At 61.1% G+C, this 25,149-nt stretch carries 24 protein-coding genes; 14 read left to right on the top strand and 10 right to left on the bottom strand.

The window, feature by feature from the left end:
• Positions 1-57 precede the first annotated feature (57 nt).
• Positions 58-705: an endonuclease III gene (nth, locus tag KO539_RS19910; protein WP_035825095.1), complete on the bottom strand. Its 648-nt coding sequence runs from the start codon at positions 703-705 to the stop codon at positions 58-60.
• Complete coding sequence (gene rsxB / locus KO539_RS19905) at positions 702-1,430, bottom strand: electron transport complex subunit RsxB (protein WP_219311228.1); 729 nt, start codon at positions 1,428-1,430, stop codon at positions 702-704. The genes nth and rsxB overlap by 4 nt, the downstream gene beginning before the upstream one ends.
• Before the next feature lie 364 nt (positions 1,431-1,794).
• Here rsxB and KO539_RS19900 point away from each other — a divergent pair, with 364 nt between their 5' ends.
• The 3 genes from KO539_RS19900 (at position 1,795) to KO539_RS19890 (ending at position 5,919) form a co-directional block, all read left to right on the top strand.
• Positions 1,795-2,535, top strand: a complete 741-nt coding sequence (locus KO539_RS19900) for an ABC transporter substrate-binding protein (protein WP_035825098.1) — start codon at positions 1,795-1,797, stop codon at positions 2,533-2,535.
• A 126-nt stretch (positions 2,536-2,661) separates the two neighbouring features.
• Entirely contained in the window at positions 2,662-5,193 is a 2,532-nt protein-coding gene (locus tag KO539_RS19895) for a TonB-dependent siderophore receptor (protein ID WP_219311095.1), read from the top strand.
• Positions 5,194-5,235: 42 nt separating this feature from the next.
• Positions 5,236-5,919 (top strand): DOPA 4,5-dioxygenase family protein, encoded by a 684-nt coding sequence (locus KO539_RS19890; RefSeq protein ID WP_219311093.1) that lies wholly within the window; start codon positions 5,236-5,238, stop codon positions 5,917-5,919.
• A gap of 65 nt (positions 5,920-5,984) precedes the next feature.
• Here the strand turns inward: KO539_RS19890 and KO539_RS19885 are convergent, their stop codons facing one another.
• The 4 genes from KO539_RS19885 to KO539_RS19870 form a co-directional block, all read right to left on the bottom strand.
• A complete protein-coding gene (locus KO539_RS19885) occupies positions 5,985-7,205 on the bottom strand; it encodes a polyhydroxyalkanoate depolymerase (protein WP_035825103.1) in 1,221 nt (406 codons plus the stop codon).
• A gap of 274 nt (positions 7,206-7,479) precedes the next feature.
• The gene (gene fdxA, locus KO539_RS19880; protein ID WP_034782458.1) at positions 7,480-7,803 is read right to left on the bottom strand and encodes a ferredoxin FdxA; all 324 of its coding nucleotides are present in this window, start codon (positions 7,801-7,803) and stop codon (positions 7,480-7,482) included.
• A gap of 365 nt (positions 7,804-8,168) precedes the next feature.
• Positions 8,169-8,456 carry a protealysin inhibitor emfourin gene (locus KO539_RS19875; protein ID WP_035825106.1) on the bottom strand — a complete coding sequence of 96 codons (288 nt, stop codon included), beginning with the start codon at positions 8,454-8,456 and terminating at the stop codon, positions 8,169-8,171.
• Between the two features lie 87 nt (positions 8,457-8,543).
• Complete coding sequence (locus tag KO539_RS19870) at positions 8,544-9,938, bottom strand: hypothetical protein (protein ID WP_035825108.1); 1,395 nt, start codon at positions 9,936-9,938, stop codon at positions 8,544-8,546.
• A 200-nt stretch (positions 9,939-10,138) separates the two neighbouring features.
• Between KO539_RS19870 and KO539_RS19865 the strand changes: the two genes are divergently transcribed.
• The 4 genes from KO539_RS19865 (at position 10,139) to proX (ending at position 14,399) form a co-directional block, all read left to right on the top strand.
• Entirely contained in the window at positions 10,139-10,423 is a 285-nt protein-coding gene (locus KO539_RS19865; protein ID WP_035825110.1) for a polyhydroxyalkanoic acid system family protein, read from the top strand.
• 572 nt (positions 10,424-10,995) lie between these two features.
• Positions 10,996-12,228: a glycine betaine/L-proline ABC transporter ATP-binding protein ProV gene (gene proV, locus KO539_RS19860; RefSeq protein ID WP_035828675.1), complete on the top strand. Its 1,233-nt coding sequence runs from the start codon at positions 10,996-10,998 to the stop codon at positions 12,226-12,228.
• Positions 12,225-13,331 carry a glycine betaine/L-proline ABC transporter permease ProW gene (gene proW, locus KO539_RS19855; RefSeq protein ID WP_035825112.1) on the top strand — a complete coding sequence of 369 codons (1,107 nt, stop codon included), beginning with the start codon at positions 12,225-12,227 and terminating at the stop codon, positions 13,329-13,331. Before proV ends, proW begins: the two co-directional genes overlap by 4 nt.
• A gap of 9 nt (positions 13,332-13,340) precedes the next feature.
• Positions 13,341-14,399 (top strand): glycine betaine/L-proline ABC transporter substrate-binding protein ProX, encoded by a 1,059-nt coding sequence (gene proX / locus KO539_RS19850; RefSeq protein WP_219311091.1) that lies wholly within the window; start codon positions 13,341-13,343, stop codon positions 14,397-14,399.
• A gap of 91 nt (positions 14,400-14,490) precedes the next feature.
• Here the strand turns inward: proX and KO539_RS19845 are convergent, their stop codons facing one another.
• The 3 genes from KO539_RS19845 to KO539_RS19835 all read right to left on the bottom strand — a co-directional run bounded on the left by KO539_RS19845 (position 14,491) and on the right by KO539_RS19835 (position 15,819).
• Positions 14,491-14,961, bottom strand: coding sequence for a GNAT family N-acetyltransferase (locus KO539_RS19845; protein ID WP_219311089.1), 471 nt, complete (start codon positions 14,959-14,961; stop codon positions 14,491-14,493).
• Between the two features lie 47 nt (positions 14,962-15,008).
• Entirely contained in the window at positions 15,009-15,263 is a 255-nt protein-coding gene (locus KO539_RS19840; RefSeq protein WP_034760268.1) for an acyl-CoA-binding protein, read from the bottom strand.
• Between the two features lie 199 nt (positions 15,264-15,462).
• On the bottom strand, positions 15,463-15,819 hold the full coding sequence (locus KO539_RS19835; protein ID WP_034760263.1) for an FKBP-type peptidyl-prolyl cis-trans isomerase: 357 nt from the start codon (positions 15,817-15,819) through the stop codon (positions 15,463-15,465).
• A gap of 197 nt (positions 15,820-16,016) precedes the next feature.
• Between KO539_RS19835 and KO539_RS19830 the strand changes: the two genes are divergently transcribed.
• The 7 genes from KO539_RS19830 to KO539_RS19800 all read left to right on the top strand — a co-directional run bounded on the left by KO539_RS19830 (position 16,017) and on the right by KO539_RS19800 (position 24,466).
• The gene (locus tag KO539_RS19830; RefSeq protein ID WP_219311087.1) at positions 16,017-16,988 is read left to right on the top strand and encodes a cytochrome D1 domain-containing protein; all 972 of its coding nucleotides are present in this window, start codon (positions 16,017-16,019) and stop codon (positions 16,986-16,988) included.
• A gap of 11 nt (positions 16,989-16,999) precedes the next feature.
• Positions 17,000-17,851 carry a polysaccharide deacetylase family protein gene (locus KO539_RS19825; protein WP_219311085.1) on the top strand — a complete coding sequence of 284 codons (852 nt, stop codon included), beginning with the start codon at positions 17,000-17,002 and terminating at the stop codon, positions 17,849-17,851.
• Complete coding sequence (locus KO539_RS19820; protein ID WP_257626361.1) at positions 17,848-18,888, top strand: sterol desaturase family protein; 1,041 nt, start codon at positions 17,848-17,850, stop codon at positions 18,886-18,888. The genes KO539_RS19825 and KO539_RS19820 overlap by 4 nt, the downstream gene beginning before the upstream one ends.
• Positions 18,888-19,715 carry an EI24 domain-containing protein gene (locus KO539_RS19815; RefSeq protein WP_219311082.1) on the top strand — a complete coding sequence of 276 codons (828 nt, stop codon included), beginning with the start codon at positions 18,888-18,890 and terminating at the stop codon, positions 19,713-19,715. The genes KO539_RS19820 and KO539_RS19815 overlap by 1 nt, the downstream gene beginning before the upstream one ends.
• A 31-nt stretch (positions 19,716-19,746) precedes the next feature.
• Complete coding sequence (locus KO539_RS19810) at positions 19,747-20,532, top strand: molybdopterin-binding protein (protein ID WP_219311081.1); 786 nt, start codon at positions 19,747-19,749, stop codon at positions 20,530-20,532.
• Positions 20,533-20,896: 364 nt separating this feature from the next.
• Positions 20,897-24,025 carry a transglycosylase domain-containing protein gene (locus KO539_RS19805; RefSeq protein WP_219311079.1) on the top strand — a complete coding sequence of 1,043 codons (3,129 nt, stop codon included), beginning with the start codon at positions 20,897-20,899 and terminating at the stop codon, positions 24,023-24,025.
• Positions 24,026-24,085: 60 nt separating this feature from the next.
• Positions 24,086-24,466: a hypothetical protein gene (locus KO539_RS19800; protein WP_219311077.1), complete on the top strand. Its 381-nt coding sequence runs from the start codon at positions 24,086-24,088 to the stop codon at positions 24,464-24,466.
• On the opposite strand, the gene KO539_RS19795 is transcribed toward KO539_RS19800, so the two are convergent.
• Positions 24,463-25,068 carry a glutathione S-transferase family protein gene (locus KO539_RS19795; RefSeq protein ID WP_219311075.1) on the bottom strand — a complete coding sequence of 202 codons (606 nt, stop codon included), beginning with the start codon at positions 25,066-25,068 and terminating at the stop codon, positions 24,463-24,465. The two genes, KO539_RS19800 and KO539_RS19795, sit on opposite strands and share 4 nt — an antisense overlap.
• Positions 25,069-25,149 lie beyond the last annotated feature (81 nt).

The raw sequence follows: 25,149 nt of genomic DNA, 5'->3' as shown, positions 1-25,149 counted from the left end.
TGGGCTAACCCGACCTACGACGCAACGACATCGGCCCACTCGGGCCGTTTTTTTTACCTATACCACGGCCGGCATCGGCGACTTGTCCTTGTAGTCGCACAGGTCGGCGATCATGCAGTTCCAGCATTGCGGCTTGCGCGCCGTACACGTGTAGCGGCCGTGCAGGATCAGCCAGTGGTGGGCGTCGTGCAGGAATTCTTTCGGTACGAATTTCAGCAGTTTTTGCTCGACGATATCGACATTCTTGCCCGGCGCGATGCCGGTGCGGTTCGAGACGCGGAAGATATGCGTGTCGACGGCCATCGTCGGTTCGCCAAACGCCGTGTTCATGACCACATTCGCCGTCTTGCGGCCCACGCCGGGCAAGGCTTCCAGCGAGGCGCGGTCGCGCGGCACTTCGCCGCCGTGCTGCTCCAGCAGGATCTGGCAGGTGGCAATGACGTTCTTCGCCTTGGTGCGGAACAGGCCGATGGTGCGGATGTAGCTGGCCAGCTCGTCGACGCCCAGCGCCAGTATCTTGGCCGGCGTATTGGCGACCGGATACAGCAAGCGGGTCGCCTTATTGACGGACACGTCCGTCGCCTGCGCCGACAGCAGCACGGCGATCAACAGCTCGAACGGTGTCGTGTATTCGAGTTCCGTCTTCGGGGATGGGTTGGCGGCGCGAAAGCGCGTAAAGATTTCCAGGCGTTTGGCGGCGTTCATGCGTCTTTTTTCGGGGTGGTAGGGGCTGGCTGGGGGGTATCCGAGCTGGCGGCGGCCTTGGCGCGCGCGCGCTCCATGGCGGCGGCGATGATGGCGCGCTTGCGCTCCTTCTCGGCCTGTTCGTCGGGCGTAACGGGTACTTCCTGCGTCACTTCGCGCATCTTGGCGACGGCCTTGGCGGCCAGGCGCGCTTCGTTTTCCTCTGTTTCGCGGCGCAGGCGCTGCGTGCGGAAATCGTGGCGCGCGCGCGCGTCGTCCGCCTCGGCCTGGCTCCAGGCATCCCAGCCCGTGGCGTCGCCGCTGACCGGGTACATGACGATGCAGTCGACGGGGCAGGGCGCCACGCACAGGTCGCAGCCCGTGCACAGATCGGTGACCACGGTATGCATCTGCTTGGCGGCGCCGACGATGGCGTCGACGGGACAGGCCTGGATGCACAGGGTACAGCCGATACACAGCGATTCATCGATATAGGCGACAGATCGCGGACGTTCGAGGCCGTTGACGGGATTGAGCGGAATGATTTTTTTGCCCAGCAAGCCGGCCAGACGCGCGATGCCTTGCACGCCGCCCGGTGGGCACTGGTTGATGTCGGCGCTGCCGGCGGCTATCGCTTCCGCATATGGGCGGCAGCCGTTGTAGCCGCATTTGGTGCATTGCGTTTGCGGCAGCAAGTCTTCGATCTGGTCGGCAAGTGAGGGAGGGGCAGGGTGCGGCACGGTCATCTTCCACGGTAAAACGCCATTATCGGCCATCCGGCGCGCGCACAAGTAAAAACCTGTTTTACAAGAGGGGATAGCACGCGCCATGGCGGGCCTGTTGCAGGCGCGCCGCAATCGGATTTTATTTCCTATGGGAATGTCAAAGTGCAAATAAACAACTTTGCAATTCCTTTTTTTTGTGGGAGCATGATTTTTATCAAGCTCTTTATTAAAAAAAACCGACCGCCAGTCCTGTTGCCACGCCTGTATTGCCAGGTGCGCCAGGCCATAGGAGCCAAACATGCGTTTCCTCCGGACAGTTGGTTTGCCCTTCTGTTTGTTCATGCACTCTGCACTTGCCCTTGCATACGGGCAGGCTGCTGCTCCCATGGCGGCGCCGGGCGCTGCCAGCTCGCGCATCGTTCGCTTCGCGGCGGAAGACTGGCCGCCCTTCATTTCCCGCAGCCTGCCGGCCGATGGCATGTCGGGCGCCATGGTCAGCGCCGTCTTCGAGCGTCTCGGCTATGCGGTCAGATATGAATATTTCCCCTGGAAGCGCGCCATGCAGTTTGGCCTGGCCAGTTCCCGCTATGCCGGGCTGCTGGCCGTCTGGCGCACGCCCGAACGGGAAAAACTCTGCCACTTTTCTGTGCCGGTTGGTAACACGCAGGGTGTGCTGGCCTACCTGAAGGAGGATGGCGTGCCCGGCGCCAGCCTGATGGAGCTGGGCAAGCTGCGCATCGGCACCGTGGCCGGCTACTCGAATGGGGAACAGTTCGATGGCATGGTGGCGCGCGGCGAGTTGAATACGGAAGAGGGCTTGAACGACGCGACGAATCTGAAGAAACTGCTGATCAAGCGTTACCGCGTGATCGTTATCGAGCGCCATGTCCTGCAGCACCTGCTGATGGGACGCAACTTCAGCAAGGCCGAGCGGGAGCGCATCGCCATCATCGATACCGTCTTCAAGGAGCGCCCCGTCCACGTGTGCTTCCAGCGCGATGCGGAAGGGGCGGCGCGGCAAAAACGCTTCAACGAGGCCGCGCGCGACATCGATACGGCCCGGCTGGAACGAGATTACTGGAAGCGGCTCGATCAGAGCCTGGCGACCGCCCCCGCCACTCCCTGACACGGCGCGCCGCTGTTGTTAGTTGCCAAAACGAAATATCTAAACACGAAAGCATTCGTTCTTGTTTGTTTGTCCATCCTTTAGTCTGCAGCCACTGTGTTGACGACTTTGAAAGGATGTTTTCGTATGCTGGAACTGATTCACAAGCAAGACCCCGCTCCCCGTTTGCGGCAACTGGCACACGCCGTCTCGGCGGCCGTGCTGGTCCTGGGAGCGCCTGGCGTGGCGTATTCACAAGCTTCTCTCGACACCGTCATCGTCACGGGCGCGCGCGGCACGGGCCGCACGGTGGCCAACAGCGCCGCCCCGATCGACGTGATCAGCGCGCAGCAATTGCAAGCGACGGGCAAGTTGAACTTGCTCGATGCGCTTGATACGGCCTTGCCATCGTTCAACTTGCCAGCCCGCGTGCAGCCCGACTTGGGCAGCATCGTGCGCGCGGGGCAACTGCGCAACCTCGACCCCTCGCATACCCTGGTGCTGGTCAACGGCAAGCGCCGGCATACGACGGCCATCGTCAATGAAGATGGCTTTCCCGGTTCCGTCGCCACGGACCTGGCCCTGATTCCCACGGGCGCCATTGCCCGCGTGGAAATCCTGCGCGACGGCGCTTCGGCCATCTACGGTTCCGACGCCATTGCCGGCGTCATCAACATCATCCTGAAAGCGGATGACAAAGGCAGCTTCAGCACGCAACTCGGTTCCACCTACGCGGGTGACGGCACGAACGGTTCCGCGCGCATCGATGGCGGCACGCGCCTGGGCGAACACGGCTTTGCCCACTTCGGCGCCGAAGTCCAGCGCCAGGGCATCGCCGTGCGCAATTTCGGGCTGAATCCCGGCTATCTGTCGTACCCGGCCGTGCGCAACAGCGATGGCCAGCTGGTCAAGTTGGGACCGAACAACAGTTTGCCGGCCGGCGCTACGCCGAACCCGGGCGAAGCAAACCGCAACAACAATCCATGGCGTAATACGGGCGTGCCGCAAAGCACGACCGCCTCGCTCAGCGCAAACCTCGGCTATGACCTGTCGAACGAGGTGCAACTGTACGGCTTCGGCACGTATGCGCACCGCAATGCCCGCTCGGCGCAGAATTTCCGCCTGCCCAATACCATTTTCAATAACAACAAAGGTTTGCTGTCCGTGTATCCGGACGGCTTCACGCCGTATGAAACGACGAGCGAAAACGACTTTTCGCTGACGGGCGGCATCAAGGGCGAGACGGCCGGCTGGTCCTGGGACCTGAGCACGACGTATGGCCGCGACGATATCGACGTGGGCGTGGAGCACTCGGCCAATTACTCCCTGACCTATCCGGGCGGCAAGACGGATTTTGACATTGGCAATCAGCGCTACAGCCGCTCGACCACCAATGCCGACGTGCGCCGTCCCGTGCCGCTGGGCTTGAGCGAGCCGGCCGACCTCAGCCTGGGCGTCGAGTATTCGCATGAAACGCAGCAGCGCAGCCCGGGCGAGCCCGCTTCCTGGCAAGGCAGCGGCTCGTCGGCACTGGCCGGCTACCTGCCCGTCGATGCATCCGACACGGCGCGCCACAGCTATGCGGCGTACATTGGCCTGGGCGCGAAACTGACGCCGCAGTTGCTGCTCGACACGGCACTGCGCGCCGAGAAATATTCCGATTTCGGCAGCAAGACGACGGGCCGTTTGTCCGCCCGCTATGACGTCACGCCCGCGGTCGCCGTGCGCGGCACCGTCAGCAATGGTTTTCATGCACCGAGCCTGGTGACGCAATCGTATTCGAACACGTCCGACCATGCGGGCGTGCCGTATACCCTGGCGCAGCCGAACTCGGCCGCTGCGCGGGCACTGGGCGCGCAAGCCTTAAAACCGGAAAAATCGACGAATCTGTCAGCCGGGCTGACCTTCAATCCTACACCCACCCTGCGTCTGGCCGTTGACGCGTATCAAATCAAGGTCAGCGACCGCCTGGGCGTGTCGTCGAACATCGGTATCGACCGCAGCTCGGGCGTGGCGCTCGACGGCAGCGGCCGGCCGCTGACGGGGGCGCAAGCCACCGTCATTGAAAACCTGCTGCGCTCGGCGGGGCTGACGGTAGGCAATGGTCTCGTCGCGCATTACTTTGCCAACGTGGGCGATACGCGCACGCGCGGCGTCGATTTCACCGCCGAAGATGTCTTGCGCGTGGCCGATGGCAAGCTGCGCTGGACGGCGGCCGCCAATTTCAACCACACAAGCCTGGTCGGCAAGGCGGCCTTGCCGGCCGTGCTGCAAGGCTTGCCGAACATCGGCACCCTGAGCAAGTCGGCCGAGTACGACCTGCTGTACCGGGCCCCGCGCGACAAGGAAATCCTTACCCTGGCGTATGAAAAAGCCGGCTGGACGTTCAACCTGCGCGAGACGCGCTACGGCAAGCTCAAGCGTCTGAACGCCATCACGGGCGGCGATTACCAGCTGAAAGCCGCCTTCGTGACGGATGTCAGCGTCGGCTACGACGTCAGCAAGCGCATCAATGTGACGGTGGGCGCCAACAATGTCTTCGACCAGAAACCAAGCCAGGTGCCGCGCGCAGCGCGCAGCGCCGCGAATCTGGCGCAGTACACGGGCGCCTACGATAACTCGGGACCGCTTGGCGTGCTCGGTGCTTATTACTACGCGCGCGCCACGGTGCATTTTTGATCCGCCTTCTCTTCATACTTATCATCAAGAACAGGAAATACCATGTCTGACAACAATCAACACGCGGCCATCGATCTGGAATGGGCCAATCTCCTCTCGCCGCAGCGCCGCACGGTCTTGCGCGGCGGCGGCCTGGTGGCGGCGCTGGCCGCTTCCGGCCTGGCGGGGACGGCGCTGGCGCAGGATGGCGCAGTCAAGCGCGCGAAACCAGCACTTGGCAAGAGCCCGTGGGGCGAGCATACGGACAAGGCGCCCACGCCGCGCCCCGCCAGCGTGCGGCCCGGCGAGGAAACTTTGCCGTCAACACCGCGCGCCTACACGGATATCGAGAGCTATCACGCGCATATCTATTTTGACGAAGACAGTTACCAGAAGGCGGCGCTGATACGTCGCTGGGCGGCCGAGCGCTTCCAGATCGAACTGGGCGACTGGAACCTGGAGCCGCGCGGCCCGCACGTGACGCCGTCGTTCTATTTCGGCTTTACCAATGATTTATTGCCCGTGATCGTGCCGTGGCTGCAGCTCAATAGCCTGGGCCTGACGATACTGATCCACCCGAACACGGAAGACCCGCGCGCTGACCATTTGTATTACGCGCTGTGGGTGAACCGGTCGCAGCCCGTGAATGGCTATGCGATGAAGAAGCCGGGACCGGGCGAGCCGCGGGTCGAGCAGATCTTTGTCAATACGCGTCCGACGGTGAAAATCGAAACGTCGCGCGCATGAGCTGGGCATAAAAAAACGCCACGCTAGTCTGAGCTGGCGTGGTGTTTTGACGGAAATGCCGTGTATTAGCCGTGTTTCTGGATGAATTCGCCGATTTTCGGGCAAATAATCTCGCGCCAGCGGCGGCCCGAGAAAATGCCATAGTGGCCGCATTTCGGCGCCACGAAGTCTTGTTGCATCTCGGCAGGAATGCCGGAACACAAGTCATGCGCCGCCTGCGTCTGGCCGGCACCGGAAATGTCGTCCAGTTCGCCTTCTACCGTGAACAGCGCCACGTTCGTGATGTCTTGCGGACGCACCAGCTGGCCGCCCACTTTCCACGTGCCCATCGGCAGGCTGAATTCCTGGAAAACCGTTTTGATGGTTTCCAGGTAGTACTCGGCCGGCATGTCCAGCACGGCGTTGTACTCGTTGTAGAACTGGCGGTGGCCTTCCGCCGGCTCGTCGTCGCCCGTCACCAGGTGCATATAGAACTCGCGGTGGCTTTGCGCGTGGCGGCCCGGGTTCATGGCGATGAAGCCGGCGTGCTGCAGGAAGCCCGGATACACCTTGCGGCCAAAGCCCGGATAGTTCGGCGGCACCGCGTAGATCACGGTGTTTTCAAACCACGAGAATTTCTTTTCCGTCGCCAGGTTGTTCACTTGCGTAGGCGAGCGGCGCGGATCGATCGGGCCACCCATCATCGTCATGGTCTTCGGCATGTGCGGATCTTTTGCCGTCGCCATCAGCGAGATGGCTGCCAGCACGGGCACGGTTGGTTGACAGACGGAAATCACGTGCAAGTCAGGCGCCAGCAGACGGATGAATTCCTGCACATAATAAATGTAGTCGTCCAGGTGGAACGGGCCTTCCGTCAGCGGTACCATGCGCGCGTCCGTCCAGTCGGTGATGTAGACATCGTGCTCGGCCAGCAAGCCGCGCACGGTATCGCGCAGCAGGGTCGAGTGGTGACCGGACAGGGGGGCAACCAGCAGAACTTTGGGCTGTTGCAAGCCAGTGGCTTCTTTTTTGAAGTGAATCAGGCGGCAAAACGGTTTGGTGACGACAACGTGTTCGCGGATGTCGACGCTCTCGCCTTGAACGAGAACGGATTTGATGTCGAATTGTGGTTTTTCGTAGTCTTTGCCAAGGCGGTACATCAGCTCGTAGCCGGCTGCGATGCGTTGCGAAAACGGGGTGTGGGCCAGTGGAGAAACCGGGTTGGTAAATAACTTGGAGGACATGTCTGCCCATTGCATCACCGGAGTGAGGAAAGAGCGTTGCAGTTCGTGCAGTTGGTAAAGCATATAGAGTCCTTGTTTAATTCCAAGCGCCAATATCGGCTCAAATATCATAATCCAATTTTACGATATTTGTTGAGGACAAAATGTGCATTACCACGCATAGATCCACAGTTTGCGCTTTGGTGTGACAGCGCGCCACACTTGCGTGGATAGACCTGCAACGATGCTTTAAAAGCAAAAAAAGCAGCGTTTCCGCTGCTTTTTGTCTGTTTTTTTACCGCTACGCCCCTGCGGAAAAGAATCTTCCCGCCGGAACGGCCGCGGCATCGCCGTGCGTTTAGCGCACCAGCATGTCGAGCTTGTCCTTGACGTCCTTGAATTGCTCGGCTTCCGGCAAGGCAGCCTTCGTCTTGGTGATCGACGGCCAGTTACGCGCCAGATCGACGTTGATCTTGATGAAGGCTTGCTGGTCGCCCGGCACGTCTTCTTCCGCGAAAATCGCGTTCACCGGGCATTCTGCCACGCAGACGGCGCAGTCAATACATTCGTCCGGATCGATCGCCAGGAAGTTCGGGCCTTCCCGGAAACAATCTACCGGGCAGACATCGACGCAGTCGGTATAGCGACAGGCGATGCAGGATTCGGTGACAACGTGGGTCATAACAGTCCTATCAATTTTTGGGGAGGTGCTGTAGCGCCTGCGGGAAACTCGGCGGCGCATACTAAAGCAAAGCATTGTATTTTAAGGCAATTCGCTATTTCTCACAAATCCCGCTTATATACAATACGTATAAGCAAATTCATTTTTTGGCAGTGCCGTTGCCGCGCAGAGCGGGCAATTCAGCGACTATCCGGGACGTTGCCATGAAGAACGCGGCAAGAAAGCGACAGTCGCCCGCCGGTGCGGGGTGCAGGGCGGGCGACGCAAGGGCTTGCCGTGTGGTGTTTTTGTTTTACTCAAATCAAGATCAGTAAAAATAAGTGCCATGCATGTGCCAAACATGTGCCAAACAAGTGCCGGAACAATCAGGCGCTGGCGCGTATTTGCGTCAGTAACTGTTGCCAACGTGCATTTTCAGCACTGCCATCCTCGGCAAAGGTGATGGTGCGGCGCGCGGCAGGGGCGTCGACGGTGATCTGCCATTTGGGGATATCGGCGCCCACCTGCTCGCCTGTGGCTTGCGGGTGCGTGAAAAAACCGCTGCTGGCCAGTGCCGCTTCCAGCCCGGGGCCGGCCGGGTGGGCCTGCGTATCGATCTCGTACTGTTCGCTCAGGCCGGCAAAGCCGCCGCTGCTGCGGGCTGAAATTTTCATGCTGCTCCTTCTTGAGGATGGTGGTGGGGACGTGATGCGGCATGTCATCGCCTGTGGCTGACTGCTGGCTGGTGGGCGCGTACGGCGTTATCGGGGGGCGTAACTGCGGCACCAGGCCGCCAGCGCTTCGCGTTCCGCTTCCAGCAATTGATCGGACTCGCTGTATTCCGCATGGTTCATGGTACCGCAGCAGGCCCGCCTGTCTTGCACGGCACCCTCGTCATCGACGATGCCTGCGGCAAAGTTCATCTGTCCATCCCCCGTCATGGCGTTCTTGAGCACTTCGCGCACGGTAAAGCTGTTGCGGATGAAATCCAGGTAGGTAGTGTAGCCATCGGCCTGCGCCAGGGTCAGCATGTGGCCAGCCACGTCGGCGTACGTGGCTGCGTGATCGGGGGACGCCACCAGGGCGCGCAAGACCAGGCTGCGCAGGTAGTCGCCGCAACGGTGCAGCACGGCCGCGTCGTCTTCCAGCTGGGGCTGGCGTTCGTGGGCAAAGATGTCGGCCAGGATGTCGTAGATGGCGCCCGTAAACACTTGCGAGATGGCGTGCACTTCCGTGCCTGCTTCCGACAATTTGATGTCATTGTCGGCATTGCGCAAGCCGTTCGGCCGGCCCAGCGCCAGGCCGAACTGCTCCGCCAGGTCGGCCAGGAAGGTTTTATCGTGGAGGTCGGACTTGGTTTGCGCGATCACGGCTTCGACCTGGTCCAGCTGCGACAGGGCCAGGAAGATGGCCGTCAGGTCGCCGAACGATTCGTGCAAGCCGCCCGTCTGCGGTGGATTATTGTTGAGCAGCCAATTCGGCTTGAGGCCGTCGAGGATGGCGTGTCCTGTTTCATGCGAAACGATGTCGAGCGAACGGCAGGTGTAGACGCGTTCGGTAGCGCCGCTGGGAATAAAGTCGCCGAACTTGAGGGCGTTGTCGCTGCGGCTGTAATAGGCATTCATGACGTTGGGCAAGCCGTGCGGGAACACGCGCAGCGGTTCCGTATTGTTGGCGTTGTTCCATTGCCAGGGCAGGGGCGGCGCCGTGTCGTTGCTGGCCATCGCGCGCTGGTACATGGTGAGCGTCATGCGCACGATGGCAAACGTGTGCACCGCGTCGAACTGGTCGGTGTTGGGCGAGACGATGAAGTCGCCAAAGGCGTTCGGGCTGACCCGGGCGATGCCCGGTTCGCCAAACGTGATGCGCGCATCGCGCGGGCCTTGCAGGGTCAGGCCGGGCAGGAAGGTCTTGCGCGTGCCCAGCTCGCTCACGGACGGGTCTTGCTTCCAGATCAGCACGCGCGAACCGACAGGCACGGCGGCCAGGTCGCGGGCCGTTGCCTCGGTCAGGCGCGGCCGACCCGGCTGCAGGGTCAGTTGCGCATTCTTGCGGTGCTGGCGGTAGGGCGCCGAGGGGGTGGGGACATAGCCGACGGGCAAGGACACGCATTTGGTCAGCACGGCTTCGACCGGCACGATGACTTTCTGGTCCATGGTAGCTCTCCAAAACACTCGCAACTGGAATGGAGATAGTCGGCCTGCTTCGCTGGTTTCGGTTTGATGTGGCGCAAGCGCCGCACAGGAAAGCGCGGTTTTTTCCATGTGCCGGCATTCCCCATGGCTGCGGCTGCCACGTGGCGGCTGGTATGATGCTGGCCGTATGGCACCCGTTTTTATAATAAAAGGATCGTTTGATGGCGGATATAAATATAGTTCAGCAACATAAGCTGACAGCAGAAAAGGCGCGCGCAGCGGCGCAGCAAGTGGCCGACAAGCTGGCCCAGGAATATGACCTGGCGTGCGCCTGGGATGGCGACGTGCTGCGTTTCGAGCGCAGCGGCGTCGATGGGTCGCTGACCCTGGAAAAAGAGCAGGCGCAACTGCAAATCAAGCTGGGCTTCATGCTCAGCGCCTTCGCCTCCACGATTGAAGGCAAGATTGCCGAGAAGATGCGCAAGGTGTTTACCGAGCCAGCTTGAGCCGCTTGTCTGGCGCCATGTTTGGTGCTAGGGAACGTGTCGCAGTGATGGGCGAAAAGACGATGAAAACCCGTCGCTTTTCGCCTTTTTCACGTCTGACTGTACGCTGGCGAACATTGCTAGCACATTTCTATTTGGAAAGCCATTGGACTTTGGTGGCTTTTTGCGTTATACTTGAGTCATATTTACAACAGCTACACCGCGTTTCACCTTCTGCTTCGCAGTACTCCCCACTCGCTGAGTGGTGAATAATTCTTCGGGTTTTACACCCGCATCCAGTTAAAAAGTAGCTTGGTCGATTTTTTCGGTCAAATACATTTGGTGCCATGTATTTGCATGGCGCTAGCGTTGTTAAAAGTCCTGAACCACAGCCTCTTTTAGCACGCACACGGCACCCCGGCACCGGCCTTGGCCATCCGCTGGTCACACGCGTGTCACCCCCTGTTTTCTGTCGCTCCCGTGCGCTTTTTGCGCCGTGGCGTAGCCGACGCAACAGGGTTTGTTGATTCCCGCCGCAAGCTGGCAGCTTGCTGGGTTTCATTCCATTCGTCAAATCGAGGGAGAACCACATCGTGGCAAAACAAATCATTATCGACCATGTGTTCAAAGTGTTCGGCGACAAGCCAGAAGAAGCACTTGAACTCGTTCATCAGGGCGCCAGCAAGCAGGACATCCTGGCCAAGACTGACTGCACCATCGGCGTTTTCGACGCCACCTTTACCATTGAAGCGGGCGAGATTTTCGTCATCATGGGCCTGTCCGGTTCGGGCAAGTCGACCCTGGTGCGCATGCTGAACCGTTTGATCGAGCCGACCGCCGGCCGCATCCTGATCGACGGCAATGACATCAATACCTTGCCGGACGCCCAGTTGCGCGCCCTGCGCCGCAAGGACATCAGCATGGTGTTCCAGTCGTTCGCGCTGCTGCCGCAAATTACCGTGCTCGACAACACTGCCTTCGGTATGGAACTGGCCGGCATGCCCAAGGCCGAGCGCCATGCGCTGGCCCAGCAAGCGCTGGAGCAGGTGGGCCTGGACGGCTACGGCGCCAGCTATCCCGACGAATTGTCGGGCGGCATGCAGCAGCGCGTGGGCCTGGCCCGTGCGCTGGCTTGCGATCCATCGATTTTGCTGATGGATGAAGCGTTTTCCGCGCTCGATCCGATTATTCGTACGGAAATGCAATCGGAACTGCTGCGCTTGCAGCAAATCAAGCGCCGCACCATCGTCTTCATTTCGCATGACCTCGACGAAGCCATGCGCATCGGCGACCGCGTCGCCATCATGAAAGACGGCCACGTGGTGCAAGTGGGCACGCCGGAAGAAATCCTGCGCAAACCAGCCAACGATTACGTGCGCAACTTCGTGCGCGGCGTCGATGCGGCGGCCGTGTTCAAGGCCAGCGATATTGCCCGCAAGAGCCAGATCGTCGTGTCGGAATCGCCGAGCCGCGGTTCGCGCGCCGCGCTGTCGATGCTGGAAGAGCAGGATCGCGCGTTTGCCTACGTCGTCAATCCGCAGCGCAAGTTCCTTGGCGTCGTGTCGGCCGATTCGCTGCGCAGCGCGCTCGACGGCCATGTCGGTCCGCTGGGCCTGGCGCATGCCTATCTGCCCGACGTGCAGACCATCAACGCAGATGAGCCAGTCGCCGGCCTGTTCGGCCAGGTGGCGCAACTGCCTTACGCCGTCCCAGTGGTGGCCGATGACGGCAGTTTCCGCGGCGCCATCAGCAAGACAACCTTGCTGAAGTTCCTTGACCGCGACACGCCAGCCATAGCCGAACAACAACAGAAAGGACAAGCATGAACCCAAGCACCGTTTCCACAGTAGAAGCTGTTGTTGAACAGCCAGCCGCGCAAATCAATCCCTGGGCGCTGACGCCGCCGACCGACGCCAGCACTGCCTGGCTGGACGCCGCCGCGCCTGCCGTGCAGCCGGAACATGCGACCGGCTTTCACCTGACGCAGATTTTCGACGGCTCGCTGCCGCTGGAAAGCTGGATCAACCAGGGCCTGGGCTGGGTTGTCGCCCATTTCCGCCCTTTCTTCCAGGCAGTGCGCGCGCCGATCGATAGCACCCTGAACGGCGTGGAAGGCGTGCTGCTGGCGGCCCCGTCGCTGACGGTGATCGCCATCATCGGCTTGCTGGCGTGGCAATTTACCAGCCGCACGCTGGCCGTCGGCACCGTGCTGGCGCTGCTGGTGGTGTCGATGCTGGGCATCTGGCCGGAAGCCATGACGACCTTGTCGCTGGTATTGACGTCGCTGGCGTTCTGTCTGGCCATCGGCTTGCCGCTGGGTATTTTCCTTGCCAGCAGCGACCGCGCGCAAAATATCCTGCGCCCCTTGCTCGACGCCATGCAGACGACGCCCGCCTTCGTCTATCTGGTGCCAGTGGTGATGCTGTTTGGTATCGGTAATGCGCCAGGCGTGATCGTGACGATCATCTTTGCCCTGCCGCCGCTCGTGCGCTTGACCAACCTCGGTATCCGCCAGGTGCGTCCCGACCTGATCGAAGCGGCCCGCGCCTATGGCGCCTCGCCGTGGCAGTTGCTGACCCGCGTGCAGTTTCCGCTGGCCATGCCATCGATCATGGCCGGTATCAACCAGTCGCTGATGCTGTCGCTGTCGATGGTCGTGATCGCCTCGATGATCGCCGTCGGTGGCCTGGGCCAAATGGTATTGCGCGGTATCGGCCGCCTGGACATGGGCCTGGCAACCGTCGGTGGCCTGGGCATCGTGCTGCTGGCCATCACCCTGGACCGCTTGACGCAAGCGATGGGCCAGCCACGCCGTGGCGTGCGCCACTGGTACCAGACGGGTCCTGCCGGTTTCGTGCTGCGCCTGGTGCGCGGCAATGCAGAGAAAAATAATGTTGAACAGCAAGCTACGCTGGCCAACGCACAATAAAGGAAACACATGCATCAAATTGACAATTTTAAAGTGACGCAAAAATCGCAACGCAAGTTCCAGCTGTTTTCCGCCCTGGCGATCGCCGCCATGGCCCTGACCACCAGCCTGGCCATGGCGCAGACGCCGGCCGTGGCCGCCGATGTGCTGCCCGGCAAGGGCGTCAAGGTGCAGCCACTGCAAAGTTCGATCGCGGAAGAAACCTTCCAGACCATGCTGGTTGACAAGGCGCTGGAAAAGCTCGGCTATGAAGTGCAGCCGATCAAGGAAGTGGAATATCCGACGGCGCATATCGCCATCGCCAACGGTGACGCCACCTTCATGGCCGTGCACTGGGACCCGATGCACAAGGATTTCTATAACAATGCGGGCGGCGACGCCAAGCTGTTGCGCACGGGCCAGTATGCCGGTCCTGCCGCGCAAGGTTATCTGATCGATAAGGCGACGGCGGAAAAGTACAACATCACGAATATCGACCAGTTGCGCGACCCGACCCTGGCCAAGCTGTTCGACCATGACGGCGATGGCAAGGCCGACTTGACGGGCTGCAACCCGGGCTGGGGCTGCGAAGCGCTGATCGAGAATCACATGGATGCGTATAAATTGCGCGAGACGGTGACGCACGTGCAGGGCAGCTATGCGGCCCTGATCGCCGACACCCTGGGCCGCTACAAGCGTGGCGAACCGATCCTGTACTACACGTGGACGCCGTACTGGGTCAGTGGCGTGCTGGTGCCGGGCAAGGACGTGATCTGGCTGAAAGTGCCGTTCTCGGCCAATCCGGACAAGGTGAATACCCGCCTCGACGATGGCAGTGATTACGGTTTTGCCGTCAACACGGCACGCATCGTGTCGAACAAGGCCTGGGCCGAGAAAAACCCGGCCGCGGCCAAGCTGTTCGAAGTGATGCAACTGCCCGTGGCGGACATCAATGCGCAGAACGAGCGCATGCGCCGCGGCGAAAACACGCAGGCCGATATCGCCCGCCATACGGCTGGCTGGATCAAGTTCCACCAGCAAAAGTTTGACGGCTGGATCGCGCAGGCGCTGGCGGTAGCCAAGAAGTAAGTGTTAACGCCGTTTCAACATGAAAGAGTGGCTACCGATTTGGTAGCCACTTTTGCGTTAACAGCCTGTTTTTGTGGTTTTTGGTGAGTTTTTAGCCGTTTTCGGCCAGTTTCAGGTGCAAAATGGGGAAAGGCTTGCCGAACGGGTCAAGCGGCGAGCGGTTTTCCACGATAAAGCCCAGGTGGCGGTAAAAGCCATGCGCCTGCGTGTTGTGTTCGTTGACATCGACGGCCGTGGCGCCCAAGGACGCGATGGCATGCTGGACCAGCGCGCGGCCGGTACCGCTGCCGCGCCGGTCCGGATGCACGAACAGCATTTCGATCCTGGCGTGCTCGACGCACAGGAAGGCGTAAGCGACGCCGTCATCGGCGCGCAGCACATGCAGCAGGCGTTCGGCCGTCACTCTGGCCAGCTCGTCGCGGACGAAGGGCACCAAGAAGGCGATATCGCTATCGGTGAGGAAATCGTGGGTGGCGCGTACGGACAGGTGCCAGACGTCGAACAAACGGGGCAGGTCGGCGGCATGGGCCAGCGAAACCTGGGAAATCAGTGATGGTGTCATGCAGAAATTATACTGCCCCGACAGGCGCCGGGGCAGGGGAGGGACGATCAGTCCTTCAAGTCTTCGATCAGGTCGATGTATTGCTGTTGCGCATCTTCCTTCGAGGTGCCGGCCAGGGCCGCCCAGGCGTCGAACTTGGCGCGGTTGACGAAGTCGGTCATGCCAGGACGCTCGCCCGTGGCGTCGCCGCTCGACGCTTGCTTGAACAAGGCGTAGATTTTCAACAAGGTCATATTGTCCGGACGCTCGGACAGGGTCTTGGAATCGAGCTGCGCTTGTTCGAATTGCTCTTGTAAACTCATGATGGCTCCTGTGTGCTGATGGAATCGCTGGAAAAGTGCGGCAGGCCCGGCGGAGTGGCCACCGTGCGTGCTGCAGTGCCTGACATCATAGTGAAAAAAGCGCGCCGTGCATTAGAGGACACACTCAAAACAAAAAACGCCGCCGCTGCGTGAACAGGGGCGGCGCCGGTACAGTCGCTTCAGCGCTGCGGAGTCTGATTTATACGCCCAGCAGTTCGACGTCGAAAATCAGGGTGGCGTTCGGTGGAATCACGCCGCCGGCGCCGCGTGCGCCATAGCCCAGTGCTGCCGGGATGATCAGCTGGCGCTTGCCGCCCACTTTCATGCCTTGCACGCCTTCGTCCCAGCCTTGAATGACGCGGCCTGCGCCCAGCGGGAATTCGAATGGATCGTTGCGGTCCTTGCTCGAGTCAAATTTCGAACCGGCGCTGCCGTCGTCATTCTGCAGCCAGCCCGTGTAATGCACGACAACATTATTGCCGGCTTGCGCTTCAGCGCCTTCGCCAACGACGGTATCGATGTATTGCAGGCCGGAAGCGGTAGTGGTGGTGGTCATGATAATCCTTGTGTAGGCGATGAAAGCTTCAGATTGTAGAGCAATGAGTTGCAAAGCGCCATTCCAGGCCCGACACAGGGAAAAAACGGAAATTATGGCGATGTGTGGCTGCCGGCAGCATTTAAGGGGGGATTTCGCACAATAAATACAGTGTTCCACGTAAAATGCATGTTTTGTATTTAACAGTGATTTCTTCCATGTTCCGCAGTCTACGCCGCCTTGTTTTTTCCTCGCTGTGCCTGGTTTCCGCAATATCGACGGCGCAAGCCGAAGTGGTGGTGGTGCTCAATTCCCGTGATGCCACGGTGCAACTGCTGGACCAGAAAACCTATGCTCCCCTGTCCACCTTTGCCGTCGGCAAGGAACCGCACCATCTGATGGAAACGCCGGACGGCAAGTCGCTGATCGTCGCCAGTTCCGTCGGCAACGAGCTCATTTTCCTCGATCCTGTCTCGGGCCAGATCCAGCGCCGCATCAGCAACATCCTCGACCCGTACCAGATCGGCTTTTCGCCGGACCAGAAGTGGTTCATTTCGAACTCGCTGCGCCTGGACCGCATCGACCTGTACCGCTACGACGGCAAGAACCTGACCCTGGCCAAGCGTATCCCGCTGCCGAAGTTGCCCAGCCACATGGCGTTCACGGCCGACAGCACCATGGCTTTCATCACGCAGCAGGGCAGCAACCAGGTCAGCGCCATCGACCTGGCCACGCAAACCGTCAAATGGACCATGCTTGTCGGCCCCGCGCCGGCCGGCATCACGATGACGCCCGATGGCAAGCATTTGCTGGTCGGCATCATGGGCAGCGATTACGTGGAAGTGATCGACTGGCGCACGCAAAAGACCGTCAAGCGCATCAAGGCGGGCGCCGGCACGCACAATTTCCGCGCGCTGGGTGACAACCGCATGACGTTCGTCTCGAACCGCGTGTCGAACACCATCAACATCATCGACCAGCAAACCCTGGAAAACGTGGGCACCATCAATGTGCCGGGCGGTCCCGATTGCATGGAAATCACACCCGATGGCAAGACCATGTGGGTAACCCTGCGCTGGATCAAGAAAGTGGCCGTGATCGATCTGACCACGCGCAAGGTCATCAAGACCATACCGGTGGGCCGCTCGCCCCATGGCGTGTATTTCGCCACCCACTCGCCGCGCATGTGATGGCGGGTGTGATGATGAAACGCCTCACTTTCGCGGGCTGCGTGCTCGCCATGCTGCTGTGCGCCAGCGCCATGCTGTCGCCCGCGCATGCCGCCGCACCGGCGCCGGCAGCCCAAGCCGCACAGGCTCCAGCCGCATCTTCAGCGCCGGCCGCCTGCAAGGGCACCATCTACATGACCTTCGACACGGGCAGCCAGTCGCAAGCGCAGCTGATCGCCGACGTGCTGAATCAGCGCCATGTGAAGGCAACTTTCTTCCTGGCCAATGAAAAGACCACGCGCGGCGACTATTCGCTCGATGCCTCGTGGGCGCCGTACTGGAAAGCCCGTGTCGCTGAAGGCCACGCATTTGGCACGCATACGTTTGACCACGTGTACTGGAAGAAGGATCTGGCCAACGGCTTGATCCAGGTCAAGCCCCAGTTCGGCAAGGACGGTGGCAAGCTCGCTTCCTTCACCGACAAGCAGTTCTGCGAGGAGTTGCGCCGCGTCGATACGCGCTTCCAGGAGCTGACCGGGCACAAGCTTGATCCGTTCTGGCGCGCGCCGGGCGGCTACACGTCGCCGCGCACCCTGGCGGCTGGCAGCGCCTGCGGCTACCAGCATGCGGGCTGGGCGCCAGCCGGGTATTCCGGCGATGAACTGCCCAGCGATAAATATCCGAACGCCATGCTGCTGAAAAAAGCCCTGGCGAACTTGCGCAGCGGCGACATTTTCATTGCGCACATGGGCATCTGGTCGCGCAAGGAGCCGTGGGCGCCGGCCAACCTCGACGCTCTGATTGGCGGATTGCAAGACAAGGGGTTCTGCTTTGCCACCCTGCGCGAGCATCCTGCCTACGCGCAAAAGAAGGGCCAGCCATGATCGCCGCCGATATCCTCGGCTACGTCACCCCCGTGATCGACACGGTGGTCGACGCTTTTGGCGTGGCGCAAGGCTGGCTGTTCCAGACGGTGGTCAATCCCCTCGTCTATCATCTGGGCTTTGGCGAATTCACGGAAGAAGCGTTCGAGGGGACGGAATGGCTGCTGATCGGCCTGTGTGAACTGGTGCTGCTGTTTCTCGTGCTGCGTCCGCTCGAAGCCCTGATTCCCGCGCAAAAGATCACCGACCCGCGCGCCCGCTGGAACGATTTTTTGTACACCGTGCTGCACCGCATCGGCCTGTTTTCTGTCGTGGTCTTCTTTACGCTCGATCCGCTGATGGATGCCTTGGCGGGCGCCTTGCGTTTCGACAATATTCATCCCTTGAACCTGGAATCGCTGTTGCCCGGCATCAGTCCCTTGCTCAGTTTTATCATTTATTTTGTGATACTGGACTTCGTCGACTATTGCTACCATCGGGCCTCGCACCATTTCGGCTGGTGGTGGGGCTTGCACAGCCTGCATCACAGCCAGCAAAACATGAACTTGTGGAGCGATGACCGCAACCACTTGCTCGACGATTTTTTACGCGACGTGGTGATGGCCCTGGTGGCGCTCGGTATCGGCGTGCCGCCGGGCCAGTACGTGCTGCTGGTGTCGATTTCGCGCATTTTGCAAAGCTTGCAGCACGCGAATGTGAGGATACACTTCGGCCGCATCGGTGAGCGGCTGTTGATCTCGCCCCGTTTCCACCGCACGCACCATGCGATTGGCGTGGGGCACGAGTCGAAGGGCAAGGGCAGCATGGGTGGTTGCAACTTCGGCGTCGTCTTGCCGATTTGGGATATGCTGCTGGGCACCGCGAATTTCTCGGCGGGCTATGCGCGCACGGGCGTGCGCGACCAGCTGGCTCGCATCGACAGCAATGGCGTGGGGCGGCCGGGACGCCACTATGGCCGCGGCTTCTGGCAGCAGCAATGGCTGGGCCTGCGCCGCATGGTGGAATTTGCAAGAGTTAAACGAAAAGGACGCCGTTGATGCGTAATGTGTTGAATTCGTATGGCCGTGCTTTCCTGTCGCAATTGCATGGCAGGATATTGCTGCTGAGCGTGGCGCCCTTCATCCTCTCGCTGGTGCTCTGGGGCGGATTGCTGTATGTAGGCTTGCAGCCGCTGATCGACAGCCTGCATGCGCTGTTCACGCAGTACGATTTCTTCCGCACCAGCGGCCAGGTGCTGTCCACTTTTGGCCTGGGCACGCTGAAAGCCGTCATCGTGCCCCTGATCGCCATGTTCATGCTGCTGCCGCTGATGATCCTGACGGCGCTGATTTTCATGGGCCTGTTCGCCATGCCGGCCATCGGCCGCCATGTGGGCGGGCGACACTTTCCGCAGCTGGACAAGAAGCATGGCGGCAGCCTGCTCGGCAGCGTCGCCACTTCGCTGGCGACATTCCTGCTGTTTATCCTGGTCTGGGTGCTGATGCTGCCCCTGTATGCGTTTCCGCCCGCCGCACTGGCAGGGCAGGCCGTGCTGTGGGGCTGGCTGACGTACCGCGTGATGGCCTACGACGCCATGGCCGACTACGCCAGCGCGGACGAGCGCCACGCCATCATGCGTGAGCAGCGCTGGCCCCTGCTGGCCATCGGCATGGTGTCCGGCGCGGCCGGCGCCGTGCCGGGCCTGCTGTGGATGGGCGGCGCGATGGCGGTGGTGTTCTTCCCCTTCCTGGCGGCGTTCGCCATCTGGCTGTATGTGCTGATCTTTATCTTTACGGGTCTGTGGTTCCAGTATTACTGCCTGGAAGCACTGTCGCGTTTGCGGGGCGTACGCGGCATGACCGACGTGGCGCCGGCCGACGCCTGACCATTCTTATCGAATTCTACGAGGGAGCTTCATGGCTATCGGATTGATCATCATCGGCGACGAAATCCTGTCGGGCAAGCGCACGGACCAGCATTTCCCGAAAGTAGTACAAATGCTCAAGCAACGCGGATTGCAGCTGAGCTGGGCGGAATACGTGGGCGACGAGCCGGCCCGCCTGGTTGCCTTGCTCAAGCGCAGCTTTGCCAGCGGCGACGTCGTCTTCAGCTTTGGCGGCATCGGCGCCACGCCGGACGACCATACGCGCCAGGCGGCGGCCGATGCGCTGGGCTTGCCACTGGTGCTGCATCCGCAGGGCAAGGTCAATATCCAGCAGCGCATCACGGAAATGGGAGCAGAGGCGGGCATGCCGGCCGATTTGAACTCGCCGGAAAACCTGCACCGCCTGAAAATGGCGGAATTTGTCGAAGGTGCCGAGCTGATTCCGAATCCGTACAACAAGATTGCCGGCTTTGCCGTGCGCGAGCATTACTTCGTGCCGGGCTTTCCCGTCATGTCCTGGCCCATGATCGAATGGGTGCTCGACACGCATTACAGCCATTTGTTCAACCAGGTGCCGCACGCGGAACATGCCTTGCTCGTGTATGAAACGGCCGAATCCCTGCTGACGCCGCTGATGGTGCGCCTGGAAGCGGAGTTTCCGCTGATCAAGGTATTCAGCCTGCCCAGCGTGGGCGATGCGCAGACGCGCCGGCATATCGAACTGGGCGTCAAGGGCGAGCCTGCGCAAGCTGAAGCCGCCTTCGCGCAGATGTGCGCCGCACTCGATACCTTGCAAGCTGAATACACCACCATCTGAGCTGCAGCCAGCCCGGCGCCGGCGGCTTTTTCGCTGGCGTCCAGCCCGCTTTGCATCTATGTACGCAAGCGTACGTTCCAAGACGTTGTTTTTTTGCGAAAATCTTCAATGAAGCAAGATTTTTGTGTGCGCTCGTCAGTCGTTCTCATGCCGATGTGGTGGAATGGTGAACAGGGGCCTTGCGTGTCGAACGCGGGGTCGCCTGCCTGTGCAGTAACGTGTTTTTTTGATTCACCGGTATGGACATCATGTTAAGCAAGCTTTGTTGTGACCGGCCCTGGCTGGCCCTCGTCTTATCCCGCGCGGAGCGGTATCGCTACCGCATTTCCCGCGCCGTCCAAACCCAACTTTATCCCAGCATCCCATGAAAGACACAGGCGTCAATCTGGCCGCGCAAGAGCGGCCCCCTTCCGACCCACTCTCCGACACGGGCGCCGAGGCGCCGCCGCCGGCGAGTCCGCCGAAGAAGCGCCGCTCGCGCATCTGGCCCATCTTTGCCCTCATCGCGCTGGCGCTGATCGCCGGCGTGGCGTGGTTCGTCATGCGCGAAGTGCGCACCTCGGCCCTGCAGGCGGAGTTTTTCACGCGCCTGGACCGCCAGCTGGCGTTCAAGGTCGAGCCTGGCCCCGCACCGGCGGGCGCCATCCGCTATCCGCAGCACGGCCCCTATGACGAGCGGCTCGGCTATGCCAGCTTGCCTGACTTCATCACCAAGCTCAACGCGCGCGACTATGCCGTGACGGCGCAGGCGCGCATGTCGCCGAAGATGGTGCAACTGGTCGACCGGGGCATTTTTGCCACGTATCACGAGAAAAACCGCGCCGGACTGACGATTCTCGATTGCCGCGCCGCACCGCTGTTCGCGGCCAGCTATCCCGAGCGCATGTTCGATGGCTTCGCCGAAGCGCCGCCCGCGCTCGTGCAAAGCCTGCTGTTCATCGAAAACCGCGAGTTGCTGGACCCGGGCACGCCCGAGCGCAATCCCGCCGTGGAGTGGGACCGCCTGAGCAAGGCCGTCCTCGACAAGGCGCTGAACCTGTTCGGCGGCCACCGCGGCGGCGGCGGCAGCACCCTGGCCACGCAGATCGAAAAGTACCGCCATTCGGAAGACGGGCGCACCAGTTCCATGCAGGACAAGCTGATGCAAATGATTTCGGCCAGTCTGCGCTCGTACCAGGATGGCGAAAACACCATGGAAGCGCGGCGCAAGATCGTCGTCAATTACCTCAATACCGTGCCGCTGTCGGCCAAGAGCGGCTTTGGCGAAGTCAACGGCATTGGCGACGGCATGTGGGTCTGGTATGGCCGTCCGTTTGCCGAAGTGAAAACTTTGCTCAAGGGTAATATGGACCAGCCGGGCAGTGCGCTGGCCTACAAGCAGGCGCTGAGCCTCTTGATCGCGCAGCGCCGTCCCTCGCATTACCTGGTGGCCGGCGGCGCCGACCTGGAAGAATTGACCAACAGCCATCTGCGCCTGCTGGCGCAAGCGGGCGTGATTTCGCCGCAGCTGCGCAACGCGGCCATTGCCGAGAAGCTGCGTCCGTCGACGGCCTCGGGCGTGCAATCGGAAGCATCGACCTCGTTCGTCACGCGCAAGGCCTCGAATGCCGTGCGCAACCACCTGGCCAGCATGCTCGGTGATCCGCGCTTGTACAACCTCGACCGCCTCGACCTGAAAGTGGTCAGCACGCTCGATGCGCAGGCGCAAAACGCCGTCACCAAGGTCTTGCGCGAATTGCGCGACCCGGAAGTGGCGAAAGCGGCCGGCCTGACGGGCAAGGGCATGCTGGGCAATGGCGACCCGGCCAACGTGGTCTACAGCTTTACCTTGCTGCAAAAGGGCGACCAGGCCAACTTGCTGCGCGTGCAAACCGATAACTACGACCAGCCGCTCGACATCAACGAAGGCGCCAAGCTGGACTTGGGTTCCACGGCCAAGCTGCGCACTCTGGTGACGTATATGGACATCATCGACCAGTTGCACCAGCGCTACAGCGGCATGGGTGCTAGCGAGCTGGGCAAGATCGCCGTCGATCCGAAGGACATGCTGTCGCAGTGGGCGATTGCCTATCTGAAACCGTTGGCGCTCGGCGAGGCGCGCAACCTGCCGGCCATGCTGGCGGCCGCCATGGAGCGCAAATACTCGGGCAACCCGGGCGAAGGCTTCTTCACGGGCGGCGGCTTGCATCACTTCGGCAACTTCTCCAAGCTCGACGACAGCCGCATCATGACGGTGCAGCAGGCGCTGCGCCAGTCGACCAACCTGGTGTTCGTGCGCCTGATGCGCGACGTGGCCCGCTACTACATGTTCTCGCGTCCCGATTCCTCGGCCTCGCTACTGGCGGACGCGGACGATCCGCGCCGCGCCCAGTACCTGAGCCGTTTTGCCGACAAGGAAGGGCGCGAGTTCCTGCACCGCTTCTATCAGAAATACCGTGGCAAGAGCGTTGACGAGCAGGAAAAGATCCTGCTGGCCAGCATCCGCCCGACCCCCGTGCGCCTGGCCAATATCTTCCGCACCGTCAATCCGAAGGGGACCGTGGCGGAATTCGGCGATTTCCTCAACGCCAACCTGACGTCGCAAAACGAAGTGCCGCCCGAGCGCGTGGCCAAGATGTACCAGCAGTACGCGATGGAAAACTGGTCCTTGGCCGACCGCGGCTATCTGGCCAATGTGCATCCGCTGGAACTGTGGATGGTGGCGTATCTGCGCCAGCACGAAGGTTCCACCCTGTCGCAGATGGTGGCGGCCAGCGAAAAGGAACGCCAGGAAGTCTATAAATGGCTGTTCAATACGCACCGCAAGCATGCGCAGGACCGCCGCATCGCCAACTTGCTGGAAGTGGAAGGTTTCCTGGAAATCCACCGCCAGTGGAAGAAGATGGGCTACCCATTTGACTCGCTGGTGCCGTCGTATGCAACCACCTTGGGCGCGTCGGCCGACCGTCCCGCCGCGCTGGCCGAGTTGATGGGCATCATCATCAACGATGGCGTGCGCAAACCGAGCGTGCGCATCGATTCCATGCATTTCGCCGCCAACACGCCGTATGACACCATGGTCAAGCGGGGCACGAAGGTGGAAGCGGAGCAAGTATTGTCGCCGGACGTGGCGAAAGCGGTGGCCAAGGCCATCCGCGAAGTGGTGTCGGACGGCACGGCGAAGCGGGCGAAGACGGCGTTTGTCGGCGCCGACGGCGTGCCGATCCCGATGGGCGGCAAGACGGGCACGGGCGACCAGCGTTTCGACGTGTATGGCGCCGGTGGCCGCCTGATCGAGTCGCGCTATGTGAACCGTTCGGCGACATTTGTGTTCAATATCGGCGAGCGCTTCTATGGCAGCATGACGGCGTATGTGCGGGGGCCGGAATCGAAAAACTACGATTTCACGAGCGCCTTGCCCGTGCAACTGCTGGTGTCGCTGGCGCCGAGTTTGATGCCGCTGATCGAGGCGCCCGCGCCGGCCGAAGGCGTGGCCAAGCAGTGTACTAATTAAAAGTATCTAGCCTGTGTGAACGCCGGCCCGCAAGGCCGGCGTTTTTTTTGAGGAGTGCAATTGGACAAGACGCAGCAGATTTTTCATCAATACCACCGTTTTGACGATGGCGCTCTCGTGTCCATCGAGCAGCAGTATCAGCCCGGCGGCGTGCAGGCCGTGCGCATCGTCTTGTACGCGAGAAATCATGGGCTGGAAGGCAACGTCTGGCGCCAGGTCGCCATCACCGTGGGCGACGTGCGCGAATTGATGATGAAGACGCCGGGCAACTTCATCAACCGCATCTGCTGCGGCGTGAAGCTGCTGCGTTACGGCGACGTGTGGTGCGTGGATATCGACGGCACCTACACGCACGATGACCCGGCGACGCTCGATGAGGTGCGCCGCGATGGCGATTGCTATGTCATCGGCGGCACAGTCGAGGCAATCGAACTCGACTAACCGGCAAACACGGCCGTTTTATCTTCCAGGCGCGCGTGATACGCGGCGATGGCCGGGTAGTCGGGGCGTTGCATCGGCGCCATCAGCCAGCGCTTGACGGACAGGCCCAGCACGATGTCGGCCAAGGTGAACGCTTCGCCGCACACGAAGGCGCCCGTGCGCTGCAGCTGCTGCTCGAGGATACCCATCATCTTGTTCCATCCGGCAATGCCCGCCGCCAGCTGCGCCGCATCCTGGTGTGCCGGGCTCTGGCGCACCAGCGACATGAAGGCGTAGCGCCAACTGTTGTTGAGGTCGCCCATTTGCCAGTCCATCCATTTTTCCACTTCCGCGCGGGCGCGGGGCATGCTTGGCAGCAAGTCGTCGCGTCCCGCCTGGGCGCACAGGTAGCGGCATATCGTGTTCGACTCCCACAGCACCAGGTCGCCGTCGAGCAGCACGGGCACCATGGCGTTCGGGTTCAAGGCCAGGAAGGCCGGGTCGTCAGTACTGCGAAAGCCGCTGCCCCAGTCTTCGCGTTCATAGGGCAGATCGAGTTCCTCACACGTCCACAGGACTTTGCGGACATTGATCGAGGCGGCTTTTCCAAGAATTTTCAGCATGCAGGGCTCCAGAAGGCAGGTGGTCGATCCAGCACTGTAGCGGATTTGGCCACGCCGTGCATGTGAAAGTGCCTTGCATAG

The organism is Janthinobacterium sp. NKUCC06_STL (assembly GCF_019345455.1).
Classification (GTDB): domain Bacteria; phylum Pseudomonadota; class Gammaproteobacteria; order Burkholderiales; family Burkholderiaceae_D; genus Janthinobacterium; species Janthinobacterium rivuli.
The sequence above is the reverse complement of the archived record's forward strand: the minus strand, read 5'-3'. Positions and strand labels throughout refer to the sequence as shown.